18 protein-coding genes are annotated in these 25,008 nt (G+C 69.3%); 6 read left to right on the plus strand and 12 right to left on the minus strand.

Annotated elements, in window-relative coordinates; translation table 11 throughout:
* Positions 1 to 34 precede the first annotated feature (34 nt).
* Positions 35 to 1,213 carry a porin gene (locus ASF94_RS07485; protein ID WP_082493053.1) on the minus strand — a complete coding sequence of 393 codons (1,179 nt, stop codon included), beginning with the start codon at positions 1,211 to 1,213 and terminating at the stop codon, positions 35 to 37.
* A 674-nt stretch (positions 1,214 to 1,887) separates the two neighbouring features.
* Between ASF94_RS07485 and hrpA the strand changes: the two genes are divergently transcribed.
* The gene (hrpA, locus tag ASF94_RS07490; protein WP_056664834.1) at positions 1,888 to 5,997 is read left to right on the plus strand and encodes an ATP-dependent RNA helicase HrpA; all 4,110 of its coding nucleotides are present in this window, start codon (positions 1,888 to 1,890) and stop codon (positions 5,995 to 5,997) included.
* A 238-nt stretch (positions 5,998 to 6,235) separates the two neighbouring features.
* Here hrpA and ASF94_RS21145 read toward each other — a convergent pair whose 3' ends face one another.
* Positions 6,236 to 6,805, minus strand: a complete 570-nt coding sequence (locus ASF94_RS21145; protein WP_156382448.1) for a hypothetical protein — start codon at positions 6,803 to 6,805, stop codon at positions 6,236 to 6,238.
* 319 nt (positions 6,806 to 7,124) lie between these two features.
* The gene (gene lexA / locus ASF94_RS07500) at positions 7,125 to 7,799 is read right to left on the minus strand and encodes a transcriptional repressor LexA (RefSeq protein WP_056663813.1); all 675 of its coding nucleotides are present in this window, start codon (positions 7,797 to 7,799) and stop codon (positions 7,125 to 7,127) included.
* Between the two features lie 93 nt (positions 7,800 to 7,892).
* On the opposite strand from lexA, the gene ASF94_RS07505 reads away from it, so the two are divergent.
* Positions 7,893 to 8,891 carry an asparaginase gene (locus tag ASF94_RS07505; protein WP_056663816.1) on the plus strand — a complete coding sequence of 333 codons (999 nt, stop codon included), beginning with the start codon at positions 7,893 to 7,895 and terminating at the stop codon, positions 8,889 to 8,891.
* Between the two features lie 74 nt (positions 8,892 to 8,965).
* Here the strand turns inward: ASF94_RS07505 and adk are convergent, their stop codons facing one another.
* The 6 genes from adk to ASF94_RS07535 all read right to left on the minus strand — a co-directional run bounded on the left by adk (position 8,966) and on the right by ASF94_RS07535 (position 13,074).
* On the minus strand, positions 8,966 to 9,622 hold the full coding sequence (gene adk, locus ASF94_RS07510) for an adenylate kinase (protein ID WP_056664837.1): 657 nt from the start codon (positions 9,620 to 9,622) through the stop codon (positions 8,966 to 8,968).
* Positions 9,623 to 9,868: 246 nt separating this feature from the next.
* A complete protein-coding gene (gene kdsB / locus ASF94_RS07515; protein ID WP_056663818.1) occupies positions 9,869 to 10,684 on the minus strand; it encodes a 3-deoxy-manno-octulosonate cytidylyltransferase in 816 nt (271 codons plus the stop codon).
* Complete coding sequence (locus ASF94_RS07520) at positions 10,681 to 10,869, minus strand: Trm112 family protein (protein WP_056663824.1); 189 nt, start codon at positions 10,867 to 10,869, stop codon at positions 10,681 to 10,683. Before ASF94_RS07520 ends, kdsB begins: the two co-directional genes overlap by 4 nt.
* A gap of 91 nt (positions 10,870 to 10,960) precedes the next feature.
* Entirely contained in the window at positions 10,961 to 11,968 is a 1,008-nt protein-coding gene (gene lpxK / locus ASF94_RS07525) for a tetraacyldisaccharide 4'-kinase (RefSeq protein WP_056663827.1), read from the minus strand.
* A 4-nt stretch (positions 11,969 to 11,972) separates the two neighbouring features.
* Positions 11,973 to 12,398 (minus strand): biopolymer transporter ExbD, encoded by a 426-nt coding sequence (locus ASF94_RS07530; RefSeq protein WP_056663831.1) that lies wholly within the window; start codon positions 12,396 to 12,398, stop codon positions 11,973 to 11,975.
* A 34-nt stretch (positions 12,399 to 12,432) separates the two neighbouring features.
* Entirely contained in the window at positions 12,433 to 13,074 is a 642-nt protein-coding gene (locus ASF94_RS07535) for a MotA/TolQ/ExbB proton channel family protein (RefSeq protein WP_056663834.1), read from the minus strand.
* A 374-nt stretch (positions 13,075 to 13,448) separates the two neighbouring features.
* Here ASF94_RS07535 and xseA point away from each other — a divergent pair, with 374 nt between their 5' ends.
* Positions 13,449 to 14,789: an exodeoxyribonuclease VII large subunit gene (gene xseA / locus ASF94_RS07540; protein WP_056663837.1), complete on the plus strand. Its 1,341-nt coding sequence runs from the start codon at positions 13,449 to 13,451 to the stop codon at positions 14,787 to 14,789.
* Between the two features lie 190 nt (positions 14,790 to 14,979).
* The gene (locus tag ASF94_RS07545; RefSeq protein WP_056663840.1) at positions 14,980 to 15,561 is read left to right on the plus strand and encodes a superoxide dismutase; all 582 of its coding nucleotides are present in this window, start codon (positions 14,980 to 14,982) and stop codon (positions 15,559 to 15,561) included.
* A gap of 321 nt (positions 15,562 to 15,882) precedes the next feature.
* Here the strand turns inward: ASF94_RS07545 and ASF94_RS07550 are convergent, their stop codons facing one another.
* Positions 15,883 to 17,706 carry a DEAD/DEAH box helicase gene (locus ASF94_RS07550; protein WP_056663843.1) on the minus strand — a complete coding sequence of 608 codons (1,824 nt, stop codon included), beginning with the start codon at positions 17,704 to 17,706 and terminating at the stop codon, positions 15,883 to 15,885.
* Positions 17,707 to 18,101: 395 nt separating this feature from the next.
* Here ASF94_RS07550 and ettA point away from each other — a divergent pair, with 395 nt between their 5' ends.
* Together ettA and ASF94_RS07560 are read left to right on the plus strand one after the other, a co-directional pair.
* Positions 18,102 to 19,763 (plus strand): energy-dependent translational throttle protein EttA, encoded by a 1,662-nt coding sequence (gene ettA / locus ASF94_RS07555; RefSeq protein WP_056663846.1) that lies wholly within the window; start codon positions 18,102 to 18,104, stop codon positions 19,761 to 19,763.
* A gap of 109 nt (positions 19,764 to 19,872) precedes the next feature.
* The gene (locus ASF94_RS07560) at positions 19,873 to 22,245 is read left to right on the plus strand and encodes a DUF1631 family protein (RefSeq protein WP_162244631.1); all 2,373 of its coding nucleotides are present in this window, start codon (positions 19,873 to 19,875) and stop codon (positions 22,243 to 22,245) included.
* A gap of 206 nt (positions 22,246 to 22,451) precedes the next feature.
* Here the strand turns inward: ASF94_RS07560 and ASF94_RS07565 are convergent, their stop codons facing one another.
* Together ASF94_RS07565 and ASF94_RS07570 are read right to left on the minus strand one after the other, a co-directional pair.
* A complete protein-coding gene (locus ASF94_RS07565; protein ID WP_056663850.1) occupies positions 22,452 to 23,834 on the minus strand; it encodes a TAXI family TRAP transporter solute-binding subunit in 1,383 nt (460 codons plus the stop codon).
* Entirely contained in the window at positions 23,831 to 24,937 is a 1,107-nt protein-coding gene (locus ASF94_RS07570) for a P1 family peptidase (protein ID WP_082493055.1), read from the minus strand. The genes ASF94_RS07565 and ASF94_RS07570 overlap by 4 nt, the downstream gene beginning before the upstream one ends.
* Positions 24,938 to 25,008 lie beyond the last annotated feature (71 nt).

Genomic DNA, 25,008 nt, shown 5'->3' on the forward strand with positions numbered 1-25,008 from the left:
GGCGTGGGTCCTGTGGAACGAAGAGCGGCGGGGGTCAGAACGCATGACGCACGCCGATGTTGAAGCCGGTCTGCGACTTGCCGGCCGCCGGGTTGCTGCCCGCAGCGCCGCCGCTGACCGAGACGGCCGCCAGCCGGTCGTTGCGGATGTGGCCGAGCTGGCTGTAGAGGCTGGTGCGCTTGGAGAGCGCGTAGCTCAGCCGCGCCACCAGCATCTGCGAGTCGAAGTCGTTCACGGATCGGTAGTCGATGCGCAGGTACTGGCCATCGAGCGTCAGGTTGCTGGTGAGGGGGTAGGAGGCGCCGACGAACCACAGGTCGCTGCGCGGCTTGGTGGCATCGCCGTCGTTGTCGCGACGCACCACGCCCGCGCCGATCTTGGCGCCGGCCAGCTTGACATAGCCGTTCACGCTGAGGCGGGAGTCGGTCTTGGCGCTGGTGTTGAGGTTGCCGAAGACCACATCGGTGGCGCCGGCGGTGTTGCGGCCGTTCTGCCGGTCGTAGGCCACGGCAGCACCCCAGACGGGCGAGTCGTACTTGACCATGGCGGACCACTGGCGGCAGGCCTTGCTGTCGCTGGCGCTTTCGCCTGCACAGTTGGTGCCCACGGGGCTCGGGCCGGCATTGACCGTGTCGCGGCCGAAGCTGTATTCAGCCCCCAGCGTGAGGCCACTGAAGGTGCCGCGGTAGGACAGCGAATTGTCGGCGCGGGCATTGGGGATGTAGCTGTCGAGCGAGCCTGCGGCATACACCGCCGGGCCGATCACGTCGGCATCCAGCATGGAATAGAACAGCATCGAATACTGGCGGCCGGCGGACACCGTGCCCCACGGGCCCTGCAGCCCGATGAACGACTGCCGCCCGAAACCGCGCCCGCCCTGGCCCAGCGTGCCCTGGTCGGGCGCCAGGCCCATTTCCAGCGTGAAGATGGCCTTCAGCCCGCCGCCCAGGTCCTCGGTACCGCGAAAGCCCAGGCGAGACGGCAGCGTGCCGGTGTTGCTGGGCATGCGGGTGAGGCCGCTGTTGCTGGCGCCCACGTTGTTCAGGCGCTCGACGCCCACGTCGATGAGCCCGTACAGATTCACGCTCGATGCGGGCGCGGATGCGGGTGCGGCAGCGGTGGCGGGCGGGGTCTGGGCATGCGCTGCGAAGGTGGCGGTCGTGCCCACCAAGGCCGCGCAACCTAGTCGGCGGATGCGTGTCGTCTTGTTCATGAAGGTCTCCTTCCTTGTCCGGGCTTGGGGCAGGCCGAAGGCCAGGCGCCGCCCGTTGCCCGGGTTGTCACTCTCTCGTCATGGATGCCGGTCGATCGACGCGGCATGTGCGGATGCACTCGGTGGGCCGGCTGCCTGTGGGCAGAGGGCGATGGGGGGAGGCGTGCCAGAAGGCCGGGCCGGCCGCTTGCCTACGGCCGGCCGAGCGGCGCGGCGCCGCCCCACCGACATCGACCGGCGCCCCGGACTGCGGCATGGCGGCTTGGCAGGCGCTGGCAGGGCGCGCCCGGTGCGGGCACGGTGGCTGACGCTGGCATCTGGACTCCTTGATCCGTGGAGGGCGCGCGGGCTCGACACCTGCGGTGCCTGAAAACTGTTGGGTTGCTTATAGTTAGTCAGGCTATCGGATAAAGTCTATAACCAGTTGCTCGGTTTTTTCTCGGTAGAAGCTCTAGGTGCGGTGGGCCCGGATTCGATGCAGAAGGTGCCAGTGGGGCGGGGGCCAGGCTTATATGCAGCGGCCCGTTCGCCACCCGCCGCGCCGCGTCGATGGGAGGGTGGGCGGGGCGGGCAGGCGTCACCGGGGGACGCTCGCGGCTGAAGAGTGCGCCCGCCAGGGCCAAGGGCGCAGCGGCGTGCGTCGCCGGCGGGGCGCTTGGATAATGGCGGTCTTCATGAGCGAAACCCTGTCCTCCCATCCCCGGCCCGCCGCGCCCGCCTTGCGCATCGAATTCCCCGAATCCCTGCCCGTGTCGGGCAAGCGCGAAGAGATCATGGCTGCGATCCAGCAGCATCAGGTGGTCATCGTGTGCGGTGAAACCGGCTCCGGCAAGACCACCCAGTTGCCCAAGATCGCGCTGGCGCTGGGGCGCGGGAAGTGCAACGCCCCCGCAGGCAGCAAGGGCCAGTTGATCGGCCACACCCAGCCGCGCCGGATCGCCGCCAGCAGCGTGGCCAAGCGGATCGCTGAAGAGCTGAAGACGCCGCTGGGCGACGTGGTGGGCTTCAAGGTGCGGTTCCAGGACCGGCTCTCCCGCGATGCGTCGGTCAAGCTGATGACCGATGGCATCTTGCTGGCCGAGACGCAGACCGACCCGCTGCTGAAGGCCTACGACACGATCATCATCGACGAGGCGCACGAGCGCAGCCTGAACATCGACTTCCTGCTCGGCTACCTGCGCCAGATCCTGCCGCGCCGGCCCGACCTGAAGATCGTGGTGACCTCGGCCACCATCGACGCCGACCGGTTCGCCCGGCATTTCGAATCGAGCAAGGGCCCTGCGCCGATCATCTACGTGTCGGGCCGCACGTTTCCTGTCGAGCAGCGCTTCCGGCCGTTCGAGGAATCGCGCGACTACGGACTGAACGAGGCCATCGCCGACGGGGTGGACGAACTCTGGGCGGGCAACGCCAGCGGCGACATCCTCGTCTTCCTGCCGGGCGAGCGCGAGATCCGCGAGGCGGCCGACCACCTGCGCAAGCACCTGGCGCACCAGCCGGTGATGCGCAATGCCGAGGTGCTGCCGCTGTTCGCCCGCCTGTCGCAGGCCGAGCAGGACCGCATCTTCGACGGCCACACCGGCCGGCGCATCGTGCTGGCCACCAACGTGGCCGAGACCTCGCTGACCGTGCCGGGTGTCCGGTATGTCATCGACGCGGGAACGGCGCGGGTCAAGCGCTACAGTTTCAGGAGCAAGGTGGAGCAGTTGCTGGTTGAGCCGGTGAGCCAGGCCGCCGCCAACCAGCGCGCCGGCCGCTGCGGCCGCGTCGCCAACGGCATCTGCATCCGCCTGTACGACGAGGCGGATTTCAACAGCCGGCCGCGCTTCACCGACCCGGAGATCCTGCGCTCGTCGCTGGCGGGCGTCATCCTGCGGATGAAGTCGCTGCACCTGGGCGATGTGGCGCACTTCCCGTTCATCGAGGCGCCGTCGGGCCGTGCCATTGCCGATGGCTACCAGCTGCTGGGCGAGCTGGGTGCGGTGGATGATGCCAATGAACTCACCCCCATGGGCGTGGAGCTGTCGCGCCTGCCGCTGGACCCGCGCGTGGGCCGCATGATCCTGGAGGCGCGCGACCGCAAGGCGCTGGACGAGGTGCTGGTGATCGCCTCGGCCCTGTCGGTGCAGGACGTGCGCGACAGGCCGCTGGAGGCGCAGCAGCAGGCCGACCAGGCGCATGCCAAGTTCGACGACGAGAAAAGCGAATTCAGCGGTTACCTCAAGCTCTGGAAATGGATCGGCGAGGCGCGGGGCGGCGCACCCAGCCTCCCATCGGCCCGCATGCAGCGCGAAGCGGCCCGCAAGGGCGCGCCGTCGCAGGCGGTGCTGCCGGTCGCGCAGCGCATTGCGAGTGCCGCCCCCGCCCCCGCGGCCCTGCAGGCCGCGGCGACGGCAGCGCAGGCCGCGGCGACGGCAGCGCAGGTGCAGCCCACCCACAAGCTCAGCAATCGGCAGTACGAAGCGCTGCTGCGGCAGAACTTCATCAGCATCCGCCGCCTGCGCGAGTGGCGCGACATCCACACCCAGCTGCTGACGGTGGTGACCGAACACCGCTGGAAGATCAACACCACGCCCGCCAGCTACGAGCAGATTCACCTGTCGATGCTGGCCGGCCTGCTGGGCAACATCGGCATCAAGAGCGAAGAGGAAGACTGGTACCTGGGCGCGCGCGGCATCCGCTTCTACAAGCACCCCGGCGCGCATCTGAGCAAGAAGCCGGGCCGCTGGATCGTCGCTGCCGAACTGGTCGAGACGACACGGCTCTTCGGGCGCGGCATCGCGGCCATCGAACCGCAGTGGGTGGAGCAGATCGCCGGACATTTGCTTAAGAAGCAGCTGCTGGATCCGCACTGGGAAAAGAAGGCCGCGCAGGTGTCCGCCGTGGAACGGGCAACGCTCTACGGCCTGGTCATCTACAACAACCGGCGGGTGAACTTCGGCAAGGTCGACCCGCATGCCGCCCGCGAGATCTTCATCCGCGAGGCGCTGGTCGGCGGCCAGTGGGAAACGCGGCTGCCGTTCCTGGCCGCCAACCAGAAGCTGATTGCCAAGGTGGAGGAGCTGGAGCACAAGTCGCGCCGCCAGGACGTGCTGGTGGACGATGAGCTGATCTACGCCTTCTACGACCAGCAGCTGCCGGCGGACATCTGCACGGGCGCCGGCTTCGAGGCCTGGTACAAGGACGAGGCGCGGCAGAACCCCGACCTGCTGAAGCTGACGCGCGACGAGCTGATGCGGCATGAAGCGGCCGGCATCACGAGCAATGCGTTTCCCAAGACGGTGCGGCTGGGCGGCGTGGACTGCGCTGCCGCCTATCTGCACGAACCGGGCGACGCGCGCGACGGCATCACCGTGACCGTGCCGCTCTTCGTGCTGAACCAGGTCCAGGACGAGCGCTGCGAATGGCTGGTGCCCGGCATGCTGCAGGCCAAGATCCAGGCGCTGCTCAAAAGCCTGCCGCAGCGCCCGCGCAGCCGTTTCGTGCCCCTGCCGGAGAGCGCGGCGCGCCTCGCCGAGCTGCTGGGCACGCCCGAGCGCTTCGGCCACGGCAGCCTGACCGACGTGCTGCTCAAGCAAGTCCAGACAGAGACGTCTCTGGACGTGAAGCGCGCCGACTTCAAGCTCGACATGCTGTCGCCGCACCTCTTCATGAATTTCCGCGTGGTCGACGAACATGGCCGGCAACTGGGGCAGGGCCGCAACCTCGGCGCATTGAAAGCCGAGTGGGGCGCCAAGGCGCGCGGGGCGTTCCAGGCGCTGGCAGGATTGAAGCTTGCAGCGGTCGCCGCAGGCAGCGATGCGGCATCCAATGGGGCTGGAGCGCAGGAACCGCCTGGGTCTGATGCTATGAAAGGAGTAGCAAAAGAGGGCACTGGCTCTTCGGCGAGGGTGGCGCATGCCCCCGCCGCGCCGCAGGCCCCGGCGGCCCCCGCAGGGCAGCGCTACACCGCGTGGACCTTCGGCGAGCTGCCCGAGCTGATGGAAATCCGCAAGGCGGGGCAGACGTTGATCGGCTTTCCCGCGCTCATCGATGGCGGCGATGCCGTGAGCATCGAAGTGTTCGACGAACCCGAGGTGGCGGCGGCCAAGCACCGCGCCGGCCTGCGGCGGCTGTTTGCGCTGCAGATCAAGGACGCCCTGAAATACCTGGAGAAAAACCTGCCCGACCTGCAGAAGATGGCCGTGGCCTACATGCCGCTTGGCACGCAGGAAGAGTTGCGCACGCAGATCCTCGACATCGCGCTGGAGCGCGCCTTCCTGCAGGAGCCGCTACCGACGAACGAGGCCGACTTCAAGCGGCGGGTGGAGGAGGGCCGTGGCCGGCTCACGCTCATCGCCAACGAGGTGGCCCGGCTGGCCGGCGCCATCCTGGTGGAGTTCGCTGCGGCAGCCCGGAAGATCAAGGACACGAAGAACGCTCCGGATGCAACGCAGGACGCGCAACAGCAGCTGCAGCGGCTGATGCCCCGACAGTTCCTGGCCGCAGCGCCCTGGGCGCAACTGGCGCACTTTCCCCGCTATCTGAAAGCAATCACCCAGCGGCTCGACAAGTACCGCGCCGACCCCGCCCGCGACGCCGCCCGGCTGGCCGAGCTGCGGCCGCAGGAGCAGCGCTATTGGCGCCTGGTGGCGGAGCGCAAAGGCCACGTGGATGCGCGCATGGTGGAGATGCGCTGGCTGCTGGAAGAGTTGCGGGTGAGCTTCTTCGCGCAGGAGCTGCGCACGCCCCAGCCGGTGAGCGTCAAGCGTCTGGACAAGCTGTGGGCGCAGATCAACGCGTGATGAGCGCCAGCGTGCCACGGCCACCCATGGGCAGAGGCGGCGCGTCGGGTCGGGCCACAGTCTGGTCAGTTCACTGAGAGGTCACCCCGGTGGGCACCTTGTTCCGTTTGGTGGATACGACGCCGACAGGATCAGGGAAGTGCCGACGCCCCGGGGCGGATCGGGGCAAGAGAAGAAGGGGTGACGGGCTCCGGCTGGGCCGGCCTGGAACCCGCTCGGCGCCTGGGCCCCTCGACGTTCAGGCGGCCGTGAGACTTGCGGACTCGGAGGCTGCGAGACGGTCCAGCTCGGCGCATACATCTGCCATGCGGCCCGACAGCACGAGCCGGGTCGGGTCGGCCACCTGGATGCGGCGCAGAACCCGGAGTACGGGGCTCCTGCGGGAGGCCGCCGCTGCCGCACCGGCCGGGGAGCCGTCTGCGTCACCGTGGAACGACGCCGCATTGGCGGCCTGCGAGGCGACCAGGGGCAAAGCCAGACGGGCACGGATGGACTGCACGCGCAGCGGATGGAAGGCCGGGGCCGCAGTAGCCGCAGGCAGCTTGGTCATGGGTACCACGCAAGCGGGTGCCGCAGCAGACACTCCGGTCATCGACGCGGCGTTGGCGGAGGGCGATGCAGCGTCCAGCCCTTCTGCTGGCGCCCGCGATGCGGCGGCGGCTGCGTGGCCCGCGCCGTTGTCGGCCAGCGAGCGCTGCCGGGCAGCGGAGGCGGTCAGGCCTGCAGCCCGGGCTGGGCGGGCAAACCACTGGGTCAGGGCCTTGACGGGGTGCGACAAGGACGAAAAGGCAAGCAGGGCAATTCCCATGTGAAAACTCCATCGTGGCCAGTGCCTAGAACAGTGCTGGAACGCTCCGGTGACGGATGCCGGATCACGATCGGGGTTCAGCGCCTGCCGGGCAGGCCCGCAATACGCGGACCGGTCGGCAGATGCGCCTCGATGGCAATCAGGTCACCCAGGGGGAGGGCACCAGCCCCGTGCGAGGGCACGGAGGATTGAACACAGGCAGGATTGCCATTGAGCGACTTGCCGCAGGGTTGGCGTGTAGGGATTTGGGAAAGCGAACTGTGCGCCGCACCCCCACCCTACCGCCAGACGCCCGCCACCTGGGCAGCCGCGGTGACAGCTACATGAGCATGGTGTTGCGGATCAGGCCCACGGCCAGCCCTTCGATCTCGAAGGGCTCCCCGGGCTGCACGGTGATGACCGGGTAGTCCGGGTTTTCCGGCAGCAATTCGATGGCACTGCCGCTGCGGCGCAGGCGCTTGACGGTGACGTCGTCTCCCAGCCGGGCGACGATGATCTGGCCGTTGCGGGCCTCCCGCGTGGCCTGGACAGCGAGCAGGTCGCCGTCCATGATGCCCGCGTCCCGCATGGACATGCCGCGCACCTTCAGCAGGTAGTCGGGCTTGTGCTGAAACAGGCTGCCTTCCACGCTGTAGGTTTGGTCGACGTGTTCCTGCGCGAGAATGGGGGAGCCTGCCGCAACGCGGCCGATGAGGGGCAGCACCAGCTGGGTGAGCCCGGGAATGGGCAGGCTGAACTGGGTGCCGCGCGCCGCGTTGATGGACCGGACGGTCTCGCTGCGCAGACGGATGCCGCGGGACGTGCCGCTGACCAGTTCGATGACGCCTTTGCGCGCCAGGGCCTGCAAGTGTTCTTCCGCCGCGTTGGCGGATTTGAAACCGAGCTGAGCGGCGATTTCCGCACGGGTGGGTGGCGCGCCGGTGCGTGCGATGGCGGTCTGGATCAGATCCAGAATCTGCTGCTGGCGGGCTGTGAGCTTGGGACTGTCGAGCATGGCAGGTTTCCAGTGCGTTGCGATGACCAAAGGGATCGACTGCGGGACTGTTGTTTAATCCAGTACCTGTATTTTTAACCAGTTTCTTCGAGGATGCAAGTGGCCGCTCAAAAAATCGTGGTGTTGGGAACCGGAGGCACCATCGCCGGTACGGCGGGTGACGCGTCCGACAACATCGGCTACACCGCCGGCCAGGTCGGTGTGCAGCAGTTGCTGGAGGCCATTCCCGGCCTGGCGAAGGCGGCGGGCGGTGGCGAGCTGGTCACCGAGCAGATCGCTCAGGTGGACAGCAAGGACATGGATCACGCGATATGGCAGCGCTTGTCAGAGCGCTGCGCCGTGCATCTGGCCGACCCCGAGGTGCGCGGCATCGTGATCACGCACGGGACCGACACGCTGGAAGAAACCGCCTGGTTCCTGCGGCTGGTGCTGGATGCGCGCAAGCCTGTCGTTCTCACCTGCGCCATGCGACCGGCCACGGCCTTGAGCCCTGATGGTCCCCAGAATCTGCTCGATGCGATGGCCGTCGCAACCGCCGAGGGCGCGCACGGCGTGGTCGCCGTCGCTGCCGGCACGGTGCACGGCGCCGAGCAGGTGCGGAAGGTGCATCCGTACCGCGTGGATGCGTTCGATTCCGGCGAGTCCGGTCCGCTGGGCTGGGTGGAGGAAGGGCAGGTGCGGCTGGCACGCGACTGGCCGGCCGCAGAGCCCCTCTACCCACAGCTGCCCTGGAGCCGGGCTGGCGAAGCCCCGCCGGCGAACCCGGCAAGCGCAGTGGACTGGCCGCGGGTGGACATCGTGTTGAGCCACGCCGCCGCCTCGGGTCGCGTGGTGGATCTGCTGGCTGCGGATGGCGTCGATGGCCTGGTGGTGGCCGCGACGGGCAATGGTACGGTGCACGCCGCGCTGGAGGCCGCACTGCTGCGGGCGCAGATGGCGGGTGTGGCGGTGCGGGTGGCCTCCCGCTGCCCGCTGGGTCGCGTGCTGCCGCGCCCTGGCGACGCGCTCCAGGCCGAAACGCAGGGCCTGGGCGCGGTCAAGACGCGCGTGTCGCTCATGCTTCACCTGCTGGCGGCACGCCACCGTCGCTGACGTTCAGCGTCCGGATACGAAAACGCCCCGCACAGCGGGGCGCGATGCCGGGCGCGGCGCTTTCTCGGTTTCTATCAGCTGGCCAGGGCCTGCAGTGCGCGCTGGGTGATCTCTTCCACCGAGCCGGTGCCGCTGATGGCGCGGTACTTGGGCGCGTTCGCCGGGTCCTGCTGCGCCCAGGTGGAGTAGTAGTCGACCAGCGGACGCGTCTGGGCACTGTAGACCTCCAGGCGCTTCTGGACGGTGGCCTCCTTGTCGTCCTCGCGCTGGATCAGCTCCTCGCCCGTCACGTCGTCCTTGCCTTCCACCTTCGGCGGATTGAACTTGACGTGGTAGGTGCGGCCGCTGGCCGGGTGCGAGCGCCGGCCGCTCATGCGCTCGATGATCGCCTCGAACGGCACGTCGATTTCCAGCACGTAGTCCAGCTTCACGCCTGCGGCCTTCATGGCGTCGGCCTGGGGAATGGTGCGGGGGAAACCGTCGAACAGGAAGCCCTGCGCGCAGTCCGGCTGGGCGATGCGTTCCTTGACCAGATTGATGATCAGGTCGTCGCTGACGAGCGCGCCCGCATCCATCACGGCCTTGGCTTGCAGGCCCAGCGGCGTGCCGGCCTTGACGGCGGCGCGCAGCATGTCCCCGGTCGAAATCTGGGGAATGCCGTACTTGGTGCAGATGAACGCGGCCTGTGTGCCCTTGCCCGCCCCAGGCGCGCCCAAAAGAATCAGCTTCATGAATCTCCTCTCGATGTTGAATTCGGCGGGCAACCGGCCGCAGGCGAGCGTGCGCCGCGCGGGTGCCTTCATTCCAGTCGAGGATAGCATGCGATACCTTCGCTTCCCTGACGCGTCATCACCGCGACTCAGCGGTGTGCGAGGGGCGAAAAACCAGGATTTCACCCGTCGCTGGCCCGTCTGCGGCCCGCCGATACCGCAGTCCGGCGGACCGCCCGGGCGGCCTTCTCCGGCCTTTCCCGGCCTTCAGCCGAGCAGGGCGCGCACGAGGTCGAGGTCGGCCGGAGTGTCCACCCCCGGGCCAGGAGCGGCGGCGGTAACATGAACGGCAATCCGATGGCCGTGCCAGAGGGCCCTCAATTGCTCCAGCGCCTCCAGCGCTTCGGTGGGCGCCGGGGGCAGCTGGGGAAACTGCCGCAGGAAGCCCGCGCGGTAGCTGTAGATGCCGATGTGCCGGAGCGGCGCGAACCCGTGCGGCACCGCAGGTGCGGCCGGGTCGTTCCACCATGCGGTGCCGGCAGCATGGTCGCGGGCATGCGGAATGGGTGCGCGGCTGAAATAGTGCGCGAGACCGCGCCCGTCCAGTACCACCTTCACCACGTTGGGATTGACGAAGTCCGCTACGGCGTCGATGGCGTGCGCGGCCGTGCCCATGCTGGCATCGGGCCGGTCGGCGAGCAAGCGGGCGACGGCGTCGATCAGCGCGGGGTCCATCAGCGGCTCGTCGCCCTGCACGTTGACCACCACGTCGTCACCCGCCAGGCCCAGCAGCTCGCAGGCCTCGGCCAGCCGGTCGCTGCCGCTGGCGTGGTCGGCCCGGGTGAGCAGGGCTTCCACACCGTGGTGCCGGCAGGCTGCGACGATGCGCTCGTCGTCTGCCGCCACCACGCTGCGCAACGCTCCACTCTGCGCCGCGCGCCGCGCCACATGCACGACCATCGGCAGGCCGGCGATGTCCGCCAGCGGCTTGTTCGGCAGGCGGGTCGACGCCAGCCGCGCCGGGATCACAACGGTGAAGGCGGGCAGCGCTGCCGGCGCGGTGGCCGAGGCGGCGGCGCTCATGCCGCCGCGTCGATTTCGTCGTCGGTCAGCGTGCGTGCCTCGTTTTCCAGCAGCACCGGAATGCCGTCGCGCACCGGATAGGCCAGCCGCGCGCTGCGCGACACCAGCTCCCGGCGGTCACGGTCGAAGACGAGGGGGCCCTTGGTGACGGGGCAGACCAGCAAGTCGAGTAGTTTGGAGTCCATGGCATGGGCGCCCGGCGGGGCGATGGGGAGAAGGCGAAACAAAGATGGGCCGGAAAAAGCCGACCCCGAGCGGATGGGGACCGGACGTTCGTCAGGCGGTGTCCGCCGATGATAGTGGCGTGGCGACGGTCGCCAACCGCGCATCCAGCAGGGTGAAGAAGGGCGCAGGAATCTGCACCGCCAGCGGAACGGCCAGCGCGTCGGGGTGCCGTGGCCACAGCTTGACCGCGTCTTTCTCGGTGCAAATCAGCTGCAGGCGCTTGTCCGATGGGCGTTCCCAGCTATCAAAATCATAGTGATCGGGAAGCGCCTCCGCCTGGGCCAGTGAAAGCCCCTGCTGGCGCAGCATGGCGAAGAAATCGTTTGGCCGGGCGATTGCGGCGACGGCATGCAGCGGCTCGCCCCGCAGGCCCGACAGCGGCACGCGGTGCCCGTCGGCTCGAACCGCCTGGGCGGTGAGGCCGCGCTGCAGGGCGAAGGCGGGCGCGTTGCCACCCGCAGGCCGGGGCCCGGCGTGCAGCACGGCAGTGACGGAGCGCGGCCAGGGCTCGCGCAGCGGCCCGGCAGGCAGTTGCCAGCCGTTGCCCACGCCGTCATCGTTGAAGACACAGATCTCGATATCTCGCGCCAGCGCCAGGTGCTGCAGGCCATCGTCGCAGACGATCACGTCCACGTCGGGGTGCGCTGCCAGCAGGGCCTGGGCCGCCTCGGCCCGCCCCGCTGCCACGAAGACGGGCGCACCGGTGCTGCGGGCGAGCAGGGCGGGTTCGTCGCCCACTTCGGCTGCGGTGCTGCCGGGCCCGACCGCCCGGCAGTCGTGGGTGCGACGGCCATAGCCGCGGGAGACGATGCCCGGATGCCGGCCCCTGGCCTGCAGGTGGCGCACGATGGCCTGCGTGACCGGTGTCTTGCCCGCTCCCCCCGCGATCACGTTGCCCACCACGATCACCGGCACCGGCAGGCGATGCGAGCGCAGCAGGCCGCTGCGATACAGCAGGCGCCGCAGCGCCGTGACGCTGGCGTAGACCAGCGACAGCGGGCGAAGCGCCCAGGCCACCCAGCCGCGATGCGACCAGGCCTGCTGCAAGCCCTGCGCCATGCGGCTAGCGCGCCGCGCCGCCGGAGGACTGGGTGGCGAAGGTGATCTGCGAGAGCCCCGCACGGCGCGCCGCTTCCATCACGGTCACCACAGCCTGGTGCGGGGAAGTGGCGTCCGCGCTGATGATGACCACGCTGTCGCGGCCGGCGGCCGCGGCGGCGGTCAGCGCCCGGGCCACGCCCTCCACACCCTTGCCTTCGACGGCAGCGCGATTGACGGCGTAGCGGCCGTCGGCGGCGACGGAGACGATGATCTCCTTCGGATGGTCGCGCTGCTGCTCGGCGTCGGCCACGGGCAGCGTCAGCTGCAGCTCGGTGAACTTGCTGTAGGTGGTCGACAGCATCAGGAAGATGAGGATCACCAGCAGCACGTCGATGAACGGGATCAGGTTGATCTCGGGCTCTTCCTTGGCGCGGGGGCGGAAGTTCATGGGCGGCGTGCTCCGGGGGCGATCGGCAGGCGCGTCACTTGCGCAGGCGCGCGATGTGGCGCAGGAACTGCTCGGCGGACAGCTCCAGCGCCAGCAGGTACGCATCGACCCGGCTGCGGAAATAGCGCCAGAAGATCAGCGTCGGAATGGCCACGATCAGGCCGAACGCCGTGTTGTAGAGCGCGATGGAGATGCCGTGGGCCAGTTGCGCCGGATTGCCCCCGCCCATGGCCTGGCCGGCACCGCCGCCGCCGGCTTGCGAGCCGAAGATCTCGATCATGCCGATGACCGTGCCCAGCAGCCCCAGCAGCGGGGCTGCCGAGGCGATCGTGGCGAGGGCGCTCAGGTATTTCTCCAGCCGGTGGGCCACCGCCCGGCCGGCGCCTTCCATGGCCGCGCGCAGGTCGGCCTCGGTGCTGTTGGGATGGCTGTTGAGGGTGCGCAGCCCGGTGGCCAGCACTTCGCCCAGGGCGGAGTTCTGCGCCAGCTGGTTCACCACGTCCGGCGTCGGCAGGCCGCGCGACGAGACGGAGATGGCTTCGTCCAGCAGCTTGGGCGGGACGACGCGGGACGTTTTGAGGGCGAGAAAGCGCTCCAGCACCAGCGCCAGGGCGATGACGGAGCAGGCTATCAGGGGCCAGATGGGCCAGCCTGCGGCTTGTATGATCGACAGCAATTCTCTCTCCGGGCGGGTGACATCCAGCCGGCGATTATGGCCCACGCCGCTCTGGCTGCCGGGCGGATCGGCCCGCATTCCGGCCAGGCACCGCCCGCACTCCCCCGGCACTCGCGGCGCAGCGAATCGACCCACAAAAACTGTGGATAACTTTGTGGGCAACTACCCCGCGACGGCCCGCCAAGCGGCGCCAGATCACGACTTTGACAGATTGATGAAAAATCGCGCAGTGAAAATTCATTTGAAATCAATGGCTTGCGCCGGTTTGCTGGCGATGCCGGGGGGTGGCGCCCGGGGCGCTGGAGCAGCCGCCGCTCCCTCTGCGCTGTGGACTAATGTGCAGGCGCAGATCCCTGCCAGGCCGCGCCCCGCCTATGTTTGAGCGCGCAGAGCCAGGCCCGGCGCCGCGCATCTGGGAGGTCGGCTCGCTGTGCCGCGCGATTGCTGACGCGCTGGAGGCCCGATTCAATCCCGTGGCCGTGCGCGGCGAGATCACGGGCTTCTCGCGGGCCGGCAGCGGCCACTGCTACTTCACGCTGAAGGACGCCAGCGGCCAGATCCGCAGCGCCATGTTCCGGCGTGCGGCCACGCTGCTCGACTTCCAGCCGCGCGACGGTGAACTGGTGGAAGTGCGCGGCCGGCTGGGTGTGTACGAGGCCCGGGGCGACCTGCAGTTGATCGTCGAGAGCATGCAGCGGGCGGGGCAGGGCGCCCTGTTCGAGCAGTTCCTGCGCCTCAAGTCGCGGCTGGAAGGCGAGGGCCTGTTCGACAGCGCGCGCAAGCGGGGCGTGCCGCTGATGCCGCGTGGAATCGGTGTGGTGACCTCGCTCGGTGCTGCCGCGCTGCACGATGTGGTCACGGCACTGCGGCGGCGGGTGCCGCACATCCCGGTGGTGCTCGCGCCAGCGCTGGTCCAGGGTGCGCAGGCGCCGGCATCGATCTGCGCCGCGCTATCGAAACTGTATCGGCACGCCGAGGCGGCAAGGGCGCCAGCGGCGAAACCCGCATTGGGCGAGGCGCCAGACCCGGTACCGGTCGATGTGATCCTGCTGGTCCGGGGTGGTGGCTCCATCGAAGACCTGTGGGCGTTCAACGACGAGCAGGTCGCCCGCATGGTCGTCGCCAGTCCGGTGCCGCTCATCAGCGGCGTGGGGCACGAGACCGACTTCACCATCGCGGACTTCTGCGCCGACCTGCGCGCTCCCACCCCCACGGCAGCGGCCGAGCTCGTCTCCCAGCCGCGTGCGGTCTGGCTGGGTGCGCTGGATCTGCTGGCCGAGCGCCTGCAGGCCGCGGTGCAGCGGCAGATGGACCTGCGCCACCAGCGGCTGGACGGCGCAACGCAACGCCTGGGGCGGCCTTCGGGGCTGGTCGGGCGCCAGCAACTGCAGCTGGCACGCCACGCCCAGCGCATGCGCCATGCCGTGCTATTGAAATTGCAGCGTATGGCCCAGGAAAATCAAGCGCTACGGGCCCGTTTGCCCCTGGCGCTCGAGCGCCGCGTCGGCGCGCAGTCCGACCGGCTGGAGCGCGCCGCGCTGCGGCTGCAGCTGCTCGACCCCCGGCTGGTGCTGCAGCGCGGCTATGCCCTGCTGACCGACGCGCAGGGACAGCCGGTCACGCGGCCGGCCCAGGTGCGCCCGGGCGATGCGCTGGTGGGCCGGCTGGCCGAAGGCGAGATCGACCTCACCGTGTCGCAGCGGCGGCTGCTCTAGGCCGGCGTGGCGGCGGCACCGGCGCTGCCGTTGCCGGGCAGGGGTGGCCGTACCGCCGATCTCTCTGCCATTGCCTACACGGAACGTGCCGGTTTCCTTCCTACAATCGCTGTTCGCCGCGTGCGGATGCGTGCCGTATTCGCCAGCGAAGCGCTCCCGGAATTTCAATCAACCCACGAAGGACTTCACCATGGAACATACCCTGCCGCCGCTGCCCTACGCGAAAGACGCCTTGGCGCCGTACTGCAGCCAGGAAACGCTGGAATACCACCACGGCAAGCATCACAACGCCTACGTGGTGAACCTGAACAACCTGCAAAAGGGCACCGAATTCGAGAACATGCCTCTCGAAGAGATCATCAAGAAGTCCAGCGGCGGCATCTACAACAACGCGGCCCAGATCTGGAACCACACGTTCTTCTGGAACTGCATGACTCCCAACGGCGGTGGCGAACCCTCGGGTGCGCTGGCTGACGCCATCAATGCCAAGTGGGGCAGCTACGCCGCCTTCAAGGAAGCGTTCGTCAAGAGCGCCGTGGGCAACTTCGGCTCCGGCTGGACCTGGCTGGTGAAGAAGGCCGACGGCAGCGTCGACATTGTCAACATGGGCGCCGCCGGCACCCCCCTGACCACCGCCGACAAGGCGCTGCTGACGGTGGACGTGTGGGAGCACGCCTACTACATCGACTACCGCAACCTGCGTCCGAAGTTCGTTGAGACGTACCTGGACAAGCTGGTCAACTGGAAGTTCGTCGAATCCAACTTCGCCTGATCGCGGGCGAACCCGGGTCGGCAGCCCGGGTGCGGGGATGAATCCCTGCTGAACCGGACCGTTCCGATCATGAAAAAGGGCCTGGGAGCATCGCGCTTCCAGGCCCTTTTCTCGTTCCAGTGCCATTGCCTTGAACGGCAGGGGATGGGGTGGGGCGGACGTGACAACGTCGCTCTCGGCGGCGTCCAGGCCTTGGCAGGGGCCTCCTGACCCTTCCTGCCGCCCCAAAAGACACTGGCGGCCCTCAGGCCGCCAGTTTTACGTTCAAGGCGTCACGATGCAGGCACAGGCTGCGCCCGTGCAGGATCGAAACGAGGCCGATCAGCGGCCGTAACCGCCGCCACCGCCGCGTGGGCCGCCCCGGCCGCCGCCGCCAGCACCGCCCCGGTTGCCGCCGCCGTAGCCGCCGCCATTGCCGCCGCGGAAACCGCCACCGCCGCGGCGTCCGCCCGCCATGCTGTCCACGCTGGTGCGCATCGGATCGGGCTGGCCGCCGGCACCGCCGCCGCCATGGCGGACCGCACCGAGGTTCACACCCGCCTGGGTCACCAGGTGAGCGTTTTCGCGGCGTGGCTGGCTGTCGTCAAAGCGTGCGCCACCGCCACCACCGCCACCACCACCGCCGCTGCGCTGCCCACGGCCTGGCTGGCCGGATGGGCCGCCCTGGCCGCGCGGAGCACCGCCACCGTTGCCGCCGGCGCGCGGAGCGCCATTGCGCCCGCCGCCGTTGTGGCCGCCACCCTGGCCGCCACCATTCGCGCCGGCATTGGCACCACGGCCGCCGCCGGAGCGCTGTCCGCCACCGCCCGCAGGCTTGCCGCCGCGATCACTGCCGCCGGCGCCACCGCCGCCCTGGCTGGCCTTGTTGGTGCGAATGCGGTCCATCATTTCGCTGCGCGCTGCCTTGGCGGCCGCCTGCATGACCTCGCGGCTCGGCGGCTTGCCGGCACCGCCCCAGATGGTCTGGCGGCCCATGGCGATGGGCTCGGCCTTCTCGCCGGCTTCGGGGCCGAAGCCGTCCAGCACCTGCACCGGGATCTCCTGCTTGGTGAAGCGTTCGATCTCCATCATGAAGCCTTCTTCGTCCATGCAGACCAGGCTCACGGCCTCGCCGCTTGCGCCTGCGCGGCCCGTGCGGCCGATGCGGTGCACGTAGTCTTCAGGGACGTTGGGGATCTCGTAGTTGACGACGTGCGGCAGCTCGTCGATGTCGATGCCGCGCGCCGCGATGTCGGTGGCCACCAGCGCGCGAATCTCGCCGCTCTTGAAGCCGGCCAGGGCCTGGGTGCGGGCGCTCTGGCTCTTGTTGCCGTGCAGCGCCATCGAGTTGACGCCGTTCTTGGTCAGGAACTCGGCCACGTTGTTGGCGCCGAACTTGGTGCGGGTGAACACCAGCACCTGGCTCCAGTTGTGCTGCTGGATGATGTGCAGCAGCACCTGCTTTTTCTTGCCGCGGCCCACGGGGTGGATCACCTGGGTGATGCGCTGCACCGTGGTGTTGCGCGGGGTGACCTGGATGCTCTGCGGGTTCTTCAGGAGCGTGCCGGCCAGATCGCGGATCTCGTCGCTGAAGGTGGCCGAGAACAGCAGGCTCTGCTTGTCCTTGGGCACCAGCGCCAGGATCTTCTTCACGTCGTGGATGAAGCCCATGTCGAGCATGCGGTCGGCTTCGTCCAGCACCAGGATCTCGACGGTGGAGAGGTCGAGGAAGCCCTGCTGCTGCAGATCCAGCAGACGGCCGGGGGTGGCCACCAGCACGTCCACGCCGCGCTTGATGCGGTCGATCTGCGGGTTCATGCCCACGCCGCCGAAGACGACGGTGGAGTTGATGTCGAGGTACTTACCGTAGTCGCGCACCGATTCTTCCACCTGGGCGGCGAGTTCCCGGGTGGGGGTCAGCACCAGGGCGCGCACGCCCTTGCCACCGAATTTGCTCTTCGGCGCCGTGCCTTGCGAAAGGCGGTTCAGCAGGGGCAGGGTGAAGGCAGCCGTCTTGCCGGTGCCGGTCTGTGCGCCGGCCAGCAGGTCGTGGCCTTCGAGCACCAGAGGAATGGCCTGTGCCTGGATCGGCGTTGGCGTCTCGTAGCCTTGCTCATGCACGGCCTTAAGGATCTCTGGGGCCAGGTTCAGTTCGTCAAAGTTCATTCAAGGAGGCGCCCTGTCCAGGGCGCTTGGGGCATCGGCCTGTCGCGAACCCGTGGGGCTGCGGCCAGTCATAGGCAGATGATTCTTCAGGATCGGGAGTGAGAAAGCGCCGCAAGGCGGCTTTCGGATCCCCAGCAGGTTGCTGAGTCCGCCGGTCACTGGAGCCGGCGTCTGAGCTTCTATTGTGGCACGACTCCCGCCCCGGTACGTGGGGCACCCTTTCGCAGCCACGTTTTTTCTGGCGCCTGCGGGCGGCAGAAGGGTCTCCTCGGCCGTCCCTGGCGACCGCTTCCCCAAAGCACCCGATAATCGCTGCTGAACCGCGTCGTGCGGCCCGACCCCGCGCCGGTCGTTCCGCCCCACGACGCCGCACCCATTTGAAGGAAAGAAAGCCAATGGCCCAGTACGTTTATTCGATGAATCACGTCACCAAGACCGTGCCGCCGAAGCGGCAGATCTTGAAGGACATCTCCCTGTCGTTCTTCCCCGGCGCCAAGATCGGCGTGCTGGGCCTGAACGGCTCCGGCAAATCCACGCTGCTGAAGATCATGGCCGGCGTGGACAAGGAGATCGAGGGCGAAGCCATCCCCATGCAGGGCCTGACCATCGGCTACCTGGAGCAGGAACCGAAGCTGAACCCGGAACACACCGTGCGCGAGAGCGTGGAGGAGTCCATGGGCGCGGTCTTCGCGGCCAAGGCGCGGCTGGAAGAGGTCTACGTGGCCTACGGCGCGGAAGACGCCGACTTCGACGCGCTGGCCGCCGAGCAGGCCGAGCTAGAAGCCATCATTGCCACCGCCGGCACCGACTCCGAGCACCAGCTCGAAATCGCCGCCGACGCGCTGCGCCTGCCCGCCTGGGACGCCAAGATCGGCCTGCTGTCCGGTGGCGAGAAGCGCCGCGTGGCGCTCTGCCGCCTGCTGCTGTCCAAGCCCGACATGCTGCTGCTCGACGAACCCACCAACCACTTGGACGCCGAATCGGTCGAGTGGCTGGAAGTGTTCCTCAAGCGTTTCTCCGGCACCGTGGTGGCCATCACCCACGATCGCTACTTCCTCGACAACGCGGCCGAGTGGATCCTGGAGCTGGACCGCGGCCGCGGCATTCCATGGAAGGGCAACTACAGCACCTGGCTGGAGCAGAAGGGCGACCGCCTGGCGCAGGAACAGAAGAGCGAAGAAGCGCATGCCAAGGCCCTGAAGAAGGAACTGGAATGGTCGCGCCAGAACCCGAAGGCCCGCCAGGCCAAGAGCAAGTCGCGCCTGGCCCGCTTCGAGGAACTGAGCGACTTCGAATACCAGCGCCGCAACGAGACGCAGGAAATCTTCATCCCCGTGGCCGAGCGCCTGGGCCAGCAGGTGTTCGAGTTCCACAACGTCACCAAGTCCTTCGGCGACCGCGTGCTGATCGACAACCTGAGCTTCAGCATTCCGCCCGGCGCCATCGTCGGCATCATCGGCCCCAACGGCGCCGGCAAGTCCACGCTGTTCAAGCTGCTGGCCGGCCGCGAGCAGCCTGACAGCGGCCACGTGGTGGTGGGCCAGACCGTCAAGATGGCCTTCGTGGACCAGCACCGTGACGAGCTGGGCAACGACAAGACCGTCTGGGAAGACATCTCCGGGGGCCTCGACATCCTGAACGTCGGCAAGTTCCAGATGGCCAGCCGCGCCTATGCCGGCCGCTTCAACTTCAACGGCTCCGATCAGCAGAAGAAGGTCGGCAGCCTCTCGGGCGGCGAACGCGGCCGGCTGCACCTGGCCAAGACGCTGATCGCGGGCGGCAACGTGCTGCTGCTCGACGAACCCTCCAACGACCTGGACGTGGAAACCCTGCGTGCCCTGGAAGACGCACTGCTGGAATACGCGGGCACCGTGCTGGTCATCAGCCATGACCGCTGGTTCCTTGACCGCATCGCGACGCACATCCTGGCCGCCGAAGGCGACAGCCAGTGGGTGTTCTTCGACGGCAACTACCAGGAATACGAAGCCGACAAGAAGAAGCGCCTGGGCGAAGAGGGCGCCAAGCCCAAGCGCATGCGCTACAAGGCGCTGAAGTAAGCCACGCCCCGGCGCGGGTGGCGAGCGGGCGGCGCCGGCCCATGGCCGCCGCCCGGCTGCCCACCGCCGTCCTGCCGTCCCCCAAGCCCGTCCCGTCGAGATGGCAACCATGGCCACAGCCGCACCCTACGATCGAAACGCCTTTCGGATCTGCGTGGCCCAAGCCGTGCGGGACGGTGTCCAGGCGCTGAAGAAGGCGCTGGCCGAGACGGAGGCCGCGCTGTCCCGTGATCAGGACACCGCACGGGACAACCGCGAGCGCGACCGCCTGGGCGAAGCCCTGGCACTGCTGCGCGCACAGCAATCCACGCTGGTCCAGGTCTACCCCGTCGCGCTGATGGAGCATTTCTCGGGCGCGCAGATGGTGTCGCCGCCGGCCCCGGGCGCATCTGCTCACCACGCGCTGGCGGGCGGGCCGATCGCGTGGGACGCGCTCACGCTCATGGACGATGCGCAGGTGCTGGCCCAGGTGGAGCTGTCGAGGGCGCAGCAGCTCGTCACGCATGCGACGGAAGGCGTTCTGGAGGAACTGGATCGGTTGATGAGCGCGGCCCTGGGCCTCACGCGCGTGGCACCGGAGCGCAATCCGCTGCGCCCGGAAACCTTCCTGCGGGCGCTGCAGCAGGTGGTTGCCGATGCCGGTGTGGCCGAGGGCCCGCGTCAGCTGTGGATGCGTCACCTGCCCGACCTGCTGGGCAAGCGGCTGGTGGGCGCCTACCAGCGCGCTTCCGACCGTCTGCGCGAAGGAGGTTTGCGCCCGGTCGGCTACGGAGCGGCCCCGGCTGCCGGCAGGCCGGCGACCGCGCCGCGCAGCGGTCCGGACTCATTGCCGGAGTGGCAGGGGTACCCGGCACCGCAGCGCGGCCCCGGCGCCCATGCCTATACCCATACCCATGCCCATGCGGCTGCGGCAACGCACGAACGGTCCGGCTTCGGGGCCAGCGCACTGCAGGGCATGCCGTCCAGTGTCGCCAGCCCCCTCGCTGCCGAAGCCGAGGAGGCCTTGCTCACCGTCGCCATGCTGCAGCAGATGCTGGACGAGCTGAGTGCCGCCCGGACCCCCGCCACGGGCTTTGCCAGCGGCGCCACCGAAGAGGGGTTGCTGGCGGCGGCCCTGCCGGACGGCGCCGTGCAGGCTCCCGACACCCTGGCGCGCCACGGCCCAGCGGCGCTCCCTGCCAGCGGCGCGCCCGCGTGGCAGGCACCGCCATCGCTCATGACCATCGACGCGGACATAATCGCGCACCAGCAGGCCGAATCGGATGCGGTGGTGGCCGAGATGATGCGGCGCATTGCCAGCGACGAGCGGCTGCTGCCCACCGTGCGCCGTGCGCTGCAGCGCATCGAGCCGGCCATCCGCCGCATCGCGCGGCAGGAGCCGGCCTTTTTTTCCGACGAGCAACACCCGGCCCGCCGCCTGCTGGATGCGCTGACCGAACGCAGCCTGGCCTTCACCGCTGACGACCAGCCGGGTTTCACGCGCTTCGTGCGGCTGCTCAATGGCGCGGTCAAGCATTTGAATGCCGCTAACGCGCCCGACGCCAAGCCGTTCAAGGCCGTGCTGCGCGCGCTGCACAAGGCCTGGGACGCGCTGGCCCAGGAGTCGGCGGCGCAGCGCGCACAGGCCGATGCCGATTGGCTGCACCTGGAGCGCAAGGCGGTGCTGGCTCGCGCTGCGGCGGACGACATCCGCCGCATGCCGGGTGCCCGTGACCTGCCTGCGGACCTGCTGGCCTTCGCGACCGGCCCGTGGGCCGAGGTGGTGGCGCGCGCGCAGATCGGCGGTGGAGGCGAGGACGGCGGCGGCGATCCGTCCGAGTACCTGGCGCTGATCCCCGTGTTGCTGAGCTGCGCGCAGGCGGACCCGGTGCCCGAGGATCCGGACGCCATGGCCCGCGCCATCGCGGGTCTGCTGCCGGTGGTGCGGGAGGGCCTGCAGGGCATCGGCCATCCGCAGCCGGACATCGATGCGGTGCTCGAACGCCTGGCCGGGCTGGTTCCCGTCGGCGGCCAGGCGACTGCTCCCGCTGCAGCGGCGAGCGATACGCCAACCGTCGTCCCGCCTGAGGCGTTCAGCGACATTGCGGCTCCGGCACTCCCGGTTCCGGCCCTCCCGGCTGCGGTTCCTGCTGCGGCTCCCGCCTCGCAAGGCGGGGAGCCGGTCATCGAGCCGGCGGCGCATGGCTCCGATGCGGAGCCGGTCGCCCGCGCCCCGTACGGCCCCGAGGTCTCGGTGCCCGAGCCCGGGGCAGAGGCTCCTGCGCCGCAAGGGCCCGGCGACTATGCGCTGGGTCAGTGGATCGAGCTGAGCCGCGACCGCCAGGTCGTGCGCACGCAACTGACCTGGTGCAGCCCGAACGGAGCGCTGTTCCTCTTCACTGCGGCCGACGGCAGCACCCAGTCGATGACGCGCCGGATGCGCGACAGGCTGGTAGCGCAGGGTGCGTTGCGTACGGTCGAGACGCCGCCTTCGCCGCGCTGAACCGGTGCGCCAGGCCTGCGGTTCAGATAGCTATATTAGTTATAGCAATGGGTCCTTTATCTGTGGGCACTGAAGGCGTTTCAAGCTCTCAATGACCGATGCCGCCACGCCGTCAGGAAGCGCTGCCACAGGGCACACACGCCCGTGGCACCACGCCCAGCGCACCGGTCGCCGCGCACCGGCCGCACCCGCTGCCCACCCCACGGTCACGCCGCAGCGGCCGGCGCTGCAGGGCCTGCGGGCCGCAGCTTGCGCCTCACCAAGTGGATGTGGTTGCGCAGGGCGTAGAGCTCCTCGGCATACGACAGCGGCACGCTGACCTTTTCCACCTGGGCCTCCAGCCGGTCCAGCTGGTTGCGCAGGGCCTCGGGCGTGCTCTGGCCGACTTCCATCTCGTCCTCGATCTCGCGCAGCCGGCCATACCAGCGGAAGACGCGGGAGCGCACCCGGAACTGGTAGAGCGGCGGCACGATGCGCGACAGCGGCAGCATGGCCGCCAGCAGCACGCCGAGGACCAGCCACATGCGCTCGACCAGATTGGCCAGCCAGAACGGCAGATAGCGCTGCAGCATCGGCGGCGAACCGTTGATGGCCCGGTCTCCCTCGGCGGCCATCGGCACCTCGCTGTTGCGCGTGTTCGGAAAATCCCGGGCGCGGTTGAACCAGCCGGCCCCGCCGTGCAGCTGCTGCGCGGCCTGCGCGAACAGCTGCAGCAGGGCTGGGTGCGTGCCTTCGCGCGCCAGCAGCGAAGTGGTGGATGCCACCAGATGCACGTCGGCCGGCGGCACATTGGCCGCCAGGTCCACCACGCCGCGCGGCAGCGTGACCGGGGTGAGGAACGGGAACCGCCGGCCATAGGCCTCGTTCTGCGGGAAGCCCATCAGCCGCACGCCGGGTGTCTGCAGCAACATCTGCACCATCTGCGACTCGGGCGCGGAGGCGAAGACCACCGCGTCGAGCCGCCCCGCCAGAAAGTCCACGGTGGCGGGCGTCTGGCCCAGGTGCGTCAAACGCACTTCGCCCGGATCCACGTGGTTGGCGTCGAGCAATTTTTCCATCAGCGTGGGCACGCCGCTGCCCGGTGTGCCCACGTTGACCCGCAGGCCCCGCAGTTGCGCCAGGCTGGTCAGCCGGGACTGGCGGGCCACGCGCCGGGCGGCGTCTTCCCGGTAAAACAGCCAGACGGGCTCGACGAACAGGCTGCCCAGGGATTCCAGCGCCTGCGCATCGTCGGGCCGCAGCTCGCCCGTGCCGCCCTGCACGAAGGCCAGGTCGGCGCCGCCGCCGCGCAGCAGCTGCAGGTTGGCGGACGAGCCTTCCGTTTCCAGCAGCACGACTTCGATGCCGTCGGCCGCCAGCGCCTTCTGGTAGCGCTGGCCGAATTCCGAATAGGCGCTCTGCGCCGGCCCGGTCGCCAGCGTCACCCGGCGCGGCGGGTTGGGCTGCAGCCACCAGTAAGCGAGCGCCACCAGGGCGACGGCCAGCAACGCCAGCGGTCCGGCGGAGAGCAGCAGATCGCGCACATTGAGCAAGGCCGTGCGCAGGCGGCGGGCGGCCGTGCGCGACCGGGCAGCGAACACCGCGTTCATGGGCGGGGTCCGTCGGCTTGCGCGCCGCCCGGTCCACCGGCGTGACCGTCGGTTGCGCGCGAGGTGTCGCTGGCCCTGCGGATGGCGGCGGCCAGATCGACGGCGGCAGGCAGATGCAGCCCCTCGGGCGTGATGATCGACTGCGCCGCCAGCACGGCGCGCAGCGTGGCCCGCGCAGTGGCCTCGGCCGCCAGGGTGGACAGCACCATCATCCCGAGCGTTTTGCCCGCGAGGCCCGTGCCCAGCGCGAACAGCGTGTCGCCATCGGAGAGCGTGTGCACCGGGTTGATCGCCCGCGCCAGCCCGTCGTGCGCGCACACCGCAAGCCGGCGCGCCTGCGCCTTGGTGATGAGCGCATCGGTGGCCACCACCCCGATGGTGGTGTTGGTGCCCGCCAGCAGCGTGCGCGGCACGTCCCCGGCCAGCAGGGCGCGGCGGCTGTCCCGCAGGCGTTGACCGTCGTCCGTGCGGGCGCCAGCCACGGGGCGGCCGGTGTCCGGGTCCACGACGTCGCCGACCGCATTGCAGGCCACCAGCGCCCCGACGGTCACGCCATCGACCGTGATCGACGCGCTGCCGATGCCGCCCTTCATCGCGTGCGCCATGCCGAAGAGCTTGCCCACCGCCGCGCCCGTGCCGGCGCCCACGCAGCCCTCGGCGACCGGCCCGCCCGATGCGGCCTGGCACGCTGCGTATCCGGCCGCGGCATCGGGGCGAATGCGGGCGTCGCCCACATGCAGGTCGAACAGGACGGCCGCCGGGACCAACGGCACGCGCGCCACGCCGACGTCGAAACCGATGCCGCGCTCTTCCAGCCACCTTACGGCACCGGTGGCCGCGTCCAGCCCGAACGCACTGCCGCCGGCCAGCATCACCGCGTGGATGCGATCGATCAGGTGGGTGGGCTCCAGCAAGTCGGTCTCCCGCGTGCCGGGCGCGGCGCCCCGCACGTCCACGCCGGCCACCGCGCCTTCGCGCGCGAGCACGACGGTGCAGCCGGTGGGGCGCAGGGAAGAGGTGGAATGGCCGACTTCGATGCCGGCGACGCGGGTCAGGCATCCGGCATCGTGGCCGGACGGATCAAGGGCGGGGAACTGCAACATGCGCTGAAAGCCAGGGACGGACGAGGACCGAGACGATATCGCATGCGTACGGCGGACCTGGCGAACGCCGC

Source organism: Acidovorax sp. Leaf160, assembly GCF_001424265.1.
Taxonomy (GTDB): Bacteria; Pseudomonadota; Gammaproteobacteria; order Burkholderiales; family Burkholderiaceae_C; genus Paracidovorax.